This is a genomic window from Rhodoplanes elegans, assembly GCF_016653355.1.
Taxonomy (GTDB): Bacteria; Pseudomonadota; Alphaproteobacteria; order Rhizobiales; family Xanthobacteraceae; genus Rhodoplanes; species Rhodoplanes elegans.
Genome location: NZ_NHSK01000270.1, coordinates 30,001 through 35,855 on the forward strand (window position 1 = coordinate 30,001; position 5,855 = coordinate 35,855).

Genomic DNA, 5,855 nt, shown 5'->3' on the forward strand with positions numbered 1-5,855 from the left:
TCCATTCGCAGTCCAGTTGCTTCGAGATGTCCAAGACTCCGCTCTCCGATCCGCTCGCCTGGCGAACCGTCGCGGCGCCGTCCCTCGTCGAGTTCGAGGTGATGGCGCGCGACGTGTTCGCGCGGCTGCCGGGGCATTTCCGCGCCATGTGCGAGGGCCTCGTCATCCAGGTCGACGACTTCCCGACCGACGAGGTTCTGGACCACATGGGGCTGGAGAGCGAGTTCGATCTCCTCGGCCTGTTCCAGGGTATCGGCCTGCCGTTCCGCTCCGACAGCGCGCCCGTGCAGATGCCCAACATGATCTGGCTGTACCGCCGGCCGATCCTCGATTACTGGGCCGACCACGAGGAGACGCTCGGCGCCATCGTGGCGCATGTGCTGGTGCACGAGATCGGCCACCATTTCGGCCTCTCCGACGACGACATGGCGGCGATCGAGAAGGCGGCCGGCTGAGCCGTGCGCCGGCGCGGCGCTGCGACTCGTCGCGCATCGCGGGGGCTTCCGTCGCCGCCGCCCGCTCCCCATCTCGATGACACCCCCGGCGCCGTGGCGCCTTCGACGGAGACCGACCATGCCTTCGATCGTCCGCCTGCGCGCCCGCCCGTGGTCCGCCCTCGCTGCGTCCTTGGGTCTCGCCGCTCTCGTGCTGCTGGCGCGGCCGGCCCTCGCCCATCACGGCTGGGGCTCCTACGACGCCGACAAGCCGATGACCGTGGAGGCGACCATCGACGAGGTCGCGATCGGCAACCCGCACGGCAGCCTCTTTCTCGTGCACGGCGGCAAGCGCTGGGAGATCGTGCTGGCGCCGCCCTCGCGCATGAATGCGCGCGGCGCCACCACCCAGGTGGTCGCCAAGGGACGCCCGGTGAAGGTCTACGGTTATCCGCGCCGCGACGGCACGGCCGAGATCCGCGCCGAATGGATCGAGATCGACGGCAAGCGCTACGAGCTGCGCTGATCAGCCCCGACAGCGCCGACGTGACCGAGCTCTGGGCCGCGCTGGAAGGATCCGGCCTCGCCGCGCAGGTGCGCGAGTCGGCGGTCCTCTATCCGGCCGCCAATGTCCTGCACGTGCTGGCCGTGCTGGTGTTCTTCGCCCTGGTGGCCGCCATGGATCTGCGGATTCTCCGCGTCCTGCGCGGCCCGCCGCCGGCGCGCGTGGTGGCGCAGCTGCGCCCGGCCGCGACCGGCGCCCTGACCGTGATCGTCGCCACCGGTGTGCTCCTCCTGCTGCCCGAGGCGACCCGGATCGTCCGCAACCCGGCCTTCCTGGCCAAGCTCGCCGTGATCGGCCTCGCCGTGGTCAATCTCGCGGCGAACGATGTCGCGTTGCGGCGCGGCGGCGATCGCTCGTTCGCCGTGCAGGCGACCGCCGGAGTGTCGCTCGCGTCATGGCTCGCGGTCGCGGCGCTCGGCCGGCTGATCGCCTATGTGTGAGCAGCCGTGTGAAAGCCCCCGGGCCGCCCGCTGCGGCCGGCCGCCGGCTTGACCCCGGGCCGGCGAGCGTCCATCAAGCAGGCCTCGTACAAAGAAAAGCCCGATCGCAGGACGACCCGCATGGACAAGTTCACGGTTCTCGAAGGCATCGCCGCGCCGCTGCGGACCATCAATGTCGACACCGACGCGATCATCCCGAAGCAGTATCTCAAGACCATCAAGCGCACCGGGCTGGGCACCGGCCTGTTCGCCGAGAAGCGCTTCCGCGACGACGGCTCCGAGAACCCGGACTTCGTGCTGAACAAGCCGGCCTACCGGGCCGCCACGATCCTGGTCGCCGGCGACAATTTCGGCTGCGGCTCGTCGCGCGAGCACGCGCCCTGGGCGCTGCTCGACTATGGGATCCGGGCCGTGATCTCGACCTCGTTCGGCGACATCTTCTACAACAACTGCTTCAAGAACGGCGTGCTGCCGATCCGGGTGTCGCCCGAGGATCTGGAGAAGCTGTTCGACGACGCCGAGCGCGGCGCCAATGCGCGGCTCACGATCGACCTCGAGAAGCAGGAGATCCGCGGCCCCGACGGCGGCTCGATCCGCTTCGACGTCGACCCCCACCGCAAGCACTGCCTGCTCAACGGTCTCGACGACATCGGCCTGACGCTGGAGAAGGCGAGCAAGATCGCCGGCTTCGAGGGCAAGATGAAGGAGCAGCGCCCCTGGGCGTGACGCCGCGGGTGACGTTGCGGGCCGACTGAGCATCGTGCCCCGGACAAGGCGCGTCGGGCCGAAGGTCCGATGCGCCGCAGAGCCGGGGCCCAGCGGCCGCACGGCGCACGCTTCCATTCCGCTTTGTTTCGATCGCCCTGGGTCCCGGTTCGCGGCGCTTTGCGCCGCGCCCGGGACACGAGGCTTTGCCCGGCCCGCTCAGGCGGAGGGCGACATCCGCTCTCCGCTCACAACCCTTCGAACAGCGCGGTCGAGAGATAGCGCTCGGCGAAGGACGGCAGCACGGCCACGATGGTCTTGCCGACGAACTCCGGCCGCGCGCCGATCTTCAGCGCCGCCGCGATCGCCGCGCCCGACGAGATGCCGGCCGGGATGCCCTCGTAGCGGGCGAGCGCGCGGGCCGTCTCGAAGGCGGTCTGGTTGCCGACCGTCACCACCTCGTCGATCACCGAGCGGTCGAGCACGTCCGGCACGAAGCCGGCGCCGATGCCCTGGATCTTGTGCGGCCCCGGCTTGCCGCCGGACAGCACCGGGCTGTCCTCCGGCTCCACCGCGATGATCTTCACCGAGGGCTTGCGGGCTTTCAGCACCTGGCCGACGCCCGTGATGGTGCCGCCGGTGCCGACGCCCGACACGAAGGCGTCGATGCTGCCGCGGGTGTCGTTCCACACCTCCTCGGCCGTGGTGCGGCGGTGGATGTCGGGGTTCGACGGGTTCTTGAACTGCTGCGGGATGATGGCGTTCGGCGTCTCGGCCGCGAGCTCGTTGGCGCGGGCGACGGCGCCGCTCATGCCCTGCGCGGCCGGCGTCAGCACCAGCTCGGCGCCGAGCAGAGCCAGCATCTTGCGCCGCTCGATCGACATCGACTCGGGCATCACCAGGATCAGCCGGTAGCCGCGCGACGCCGCGACGAACGCGAGCGCGATGCCGGTGTTGCCCGACGTCGGCTCGATCAGCACCGAGTCCGGCGTCAGCCGGCCCTCGGCCTCCAGCGCGTCGATCATGGCGACGCCGATGCGGTCCTTCACGCTGGCGATCGGGTTGAAGAACTCGAGCTTGGCCAGGATGGTGGCCTTGACGCCCTGGAGCTGCGGCAGCCGGTCGAGCCGCACCAGAGGCGTGTCGCCGATCGTCTCGGTGATCGAATCGTAGATGCGTCCGCGACCCGCGGTCCGGAACTCGGACGACGACTCCGGCTTCAGCGCGGCTTCGGCCATGGCAGTTCTCCACCTGAGCATTTCGATTGGCTGCGGGCCGGCGGCCCGACGGTTCGCCTGCAGGATTAGAATATCTGTCTTCCCGGGACAACGTGCGGCCGGAAAAACGAAAAATCCTGCTCTGCCGCGGATCGTGCAGGGGATTTCGGTCTCGCCGGACCGGGCCCGGAAGACGATTGTCTCGCCGCCGAGAAACGCCCGTGCGGGGGTTCGGGTTCGCCCCCCGGCAGTAAAGCCGGGCGGCTGCCGCGCCGCCGCTACTCGACGACGATCTTGACCTTGTCGCCCGGCTTCACCGTGTCGGACGGCCCGAGCCCGTTGAGGGCGCGGAAGCGATCGACCTGGCGGTCGAGCAGCGCCATGCGGGCGGCGAGCTTGTCCACCGTGTCGCTCGGCCGCACCGTGACGACGCGCAGCCGCAGCGGCCGCGCATTGCGGGCCTCGGCGAGCGACAGCCGGCGGATCGAGCCGACCGACTCGCGAAACGCCCGGTCGATCTCGGACGTGCGCGTCTTGCTCGCGAAGACGAAGCGGTAGACCTCGGCGCCGTTCTTCACCAGCACGATGCGGAAGAACCACGGATCGCCCTTGGCGGTCGCCGTCACGGCCGGAAAGCCGCCGGCCGAGGTCTCCTCGACCGAGCCGGGCTCGATGTTCTCGATCCAGCCGGCGTTCAGATAGCCGGCGAGGCTCTGGTCGGCGGGCGGCCGCACGATGTCGAGCCGCAGCGCCGGGTCGCCGCCGGAGCGGCTGCCGAGTACGGCCTGCGCGGTGTTCTCCAGGGTGAAGCCGTCGGGTGCCGTGAAGGTGAAGCCGAGCTTCGGATGGATGAAGCGCCGGCCGCGCACGAAGCCCTCGACCGGATCCTCGCCGTAGACGAGGCCGTCGATGGCGGCCAGGAAGGCGTCGCGGTCGCGCGAGCCGCCCGGATGCTGGCGGGCGTTGGCGAGGGCGTTCTCGATGCGCTCCGGCGTCGCCGGATGCGAGGAGAGGAAATCCAGCGAGCGCGGATCGCTGCCGCTCGCCGAGCGCAGCGCCGAAAAGCGGCCCATCGCGGCGAGGATGCGGGGCGCGCCGTGCGGGTCGTAGCCGGAGCGCGACGCGATGCCGACCCCGATGCCGTCGGCCTCGAACTCCTGGGCGCGCGAAAAGCTCGCCAGCGCCAGCTTGGTCTTGGCGAGCGCCAGCGCACCGGTCGTGTCGGTCGGGTCGGCGGCGGCGCTCGCCATCGCGACGCGGCGCGCCTGGTCCTCGCGGATCGCCGCATGGCGGGCCAGCACATGCGCCATCTCGTGCGCCAGCACGGCGGCGACCTCGGAGGTGTCGTTGGCCAGGCCGATCAGGCCGCGGGTGACGTAGAGATCGCCGGTCGGCAGCGCGAAGGCGTTGACGGCGGGCGAGTTGAGGATCGTCACCTTGTAGCGCAGGTCGGGCCGCTCCGAGGCGGCGACGAGCTTGTCGACCAGGCCGGCGAGCGTCGCCTCCAGCTTGGCGTCCCGATAGGCGCCGCCATAGGAGGCGAGGATGCGCCGGTGCTCGCGCTGCGCCGGGGTCAGCGGCTCGGAGACGGCGCCGCGGCGCGGCTGTGCCGTGCTGCCGGTCTGGTCGTCGAGCGTCGCGATCCACGACGAGCAGCCGGGGAGCGCCAGGCCGAGCAGCAGCGCGGCGGCGAGTTGCGCCCGCGCGCCCCGCCACCCGACCGATCTCCCGCTGCGGGTCCCGTCCGACCTCACCGTTCCACCCCTGCGACGCGGCCTGGGCCGCGCCGGATCATCGTGTGCCGCCGTCCTGCGGCCGATCCTCGTCTTCCGCCCGGGGCGGCTGCGGGCGGTCCGCTCGCGGCCGGCCCTGCTCGGTCCGGCTCTGCTGCGCCCGGTCTTGCCGCATCCGGTCTTGCCGCGACGGCGTCTCCGCGGACCCCGCCCCGTCGAGTGCGAGCTGCTCGGCCCGCGAGACCTCGATCCGTGGCCCGCCGCCGCGCTGCTCGACCACGCCGCGGACCTCGATCCGGCGGCCGGCGAGCCGGCCGGGATCGAGCCCGGCGGCGGCGAGTGTCCGCTCGATCCGCTTGGGGATCGTCGCGGCGAAGGCCTCCGCCCATCGGCGACCGAAATTCAGATAGATCGTGCCGCCGCTCTCGCGGACCGAATCGATCTGCCCGACGACCACGGCGAAGCCACCGCGCCGCTTCAGAATTTCGGCCGGCCGCTCGGCCGGCACCGCAGCATAGACGGGGTCGGACCACAGGCCAAGATTGGCCGCCCGCGCGGTCCGCTCGGCGACCCGCAGCGCCGGCAGGCAGGACTCGTCGTCGACCCGGCCGGCGACCCGCGCATGGCCCTGCGCCAGGAGCGCGAGCTGGAGCGGGGCGCGCGGGACCGGGCCGGGCCCACCACCCGCCGCCGCCCAGGCGACCGTCCGGCCCCAGCGGTCGGCGACCGGCCGGCCGCCGCCGGCCGTGACCGGGGCGAGG

The 5,855-nt window shown here is 71.8% G+C and carries 7 protein-coding genes; 4 read left to right on the forward strand and 3 right to left on the reverse strand.

Annotation, left to right across the window (positions count from 1 at the left end; translation table 11 throughout):
* Positions 1-26: 26 nt before the first annotated feature.
* The 4 genes from CCR97_RS28350 to leuD all read left to right on the forward strand — a co-directional run bounded on the left by CCR97_RS28350 (position 27) and on the right by leuD (position 2,165).
* Positions 27-455 (forward strand): metallopeptidase family protein, encoded by a 429-nt coding sequence (locus CCR97_RS28350; RefSeq protein WP_111358507.1) that lies wholly within the window; start codon positions 27-29, stop codon positions 453-455.
* Positions 456-573: 118 nt separating this feature from the next.
* Positions 574-960 (forward strand): DUF6152 family protein, encoded by a 387-nt coding sequence (locus tag CCR97_RS28355; protein ID WP_111358508.1) that lies wholly within the window; start codon positions 574-576, stop codon positions 958-960.
* A gap of 20 nt (positions 961-980) precedes the next feature.
* Positions 981-1,439 carry a DUF6644 family protein gene (locus tag CCR97_RS28360; protein ID WP_111358509.1) on the forward strand — a complete coding sequence of 153 codons (459 nt, stop codon included), beginning with the start codon at positions 981-983 and terminating at the stop codon, positions 1,437-1,439.
* Between the two features lie 120 nt (positions 1,440-1,559).
* On the forward strand, positions 1,560-2,165 hold the full coding sequence (gene leuD / locus CCR97_RS28365) for a 3-isopropylmalate dehydratase small subunit (RefSeq protein WP_111358510.1): 606 nt from the start codon (positions 1,560-1,562) through the stop codon (positions 2,163-2,165).
* Between the two features lie 227 nt (positions 2,166-2,392).
* Here the strand turns inward: leuD and cysK are convergent, their stop codons facing one another.
* The 3 genes from cysK to CCR97_RS28380 all read right to left on the reverse strand — a co-directional run.
* Positions 2,393-3,382, reverse strand: coding sequence for a cysteine synthase A (gene cysK / locus CCR97_RS28370; protein WP_111360063.1), 990 nt, complete (start codon positions 3,380-3,382; stop codon positions 2,393-2,395).
* Between the two features lie 257 nt (positions 3,383-3,639).
* On the reverse strand, positions 3,640-5,115 hold the full coding sequence (locus CCR97_RS28375; RefSeq protein ID WP_245429207.1) for a M48 family metalloprotease: 1,476 nt from the start codon (positions 5,113-5,115) through the stop codon (positions 3,640-3,642).
* 37 nt (positions 5,116-5,152) lie between these two features.
* Positions 5,153-5,855, reverse strand: a 703-nt coding sequence (locus CCR97_RS28380) for a thermonuclease family protein (protein WP_201160109.1), incomplete at its 5' end; no start/stop codon positions are given.

What these genes read in the sequence shown, in the direction of transcription:
- CCR97_RS28350 (WP_111358507.1), top strand. Translation starts at nt 27, where the DNA reads ATGTCCAAGACTCCGCTCTCCGATCCGCTCGCCTGGCGAACCGTCGCG.
- CCR97_RS28355 (WP_111358508.1), top strand. Translation starts at nt 574, where the DNA reads ATGCCTTCGATCGTCCGCCTGCGCGCCCGCCCGTGGTCCGCCCTCGCT.
- cysK (WP_111360063.1), bottom strand. Translation starts at nt 3,382, where the DNA reads ATGGCCGAAGCCGCGCTGAAGCCGGAGTCGTCGTCCGAGTTCCGGACC.
- leuD (WP_111358510.1), top strand. Translation starts at nt 1,560, where the DNA reads ATGGACAAGTTCACGGTTCTCGAAGGCATCGCCGCGCCGCTGCGGACC.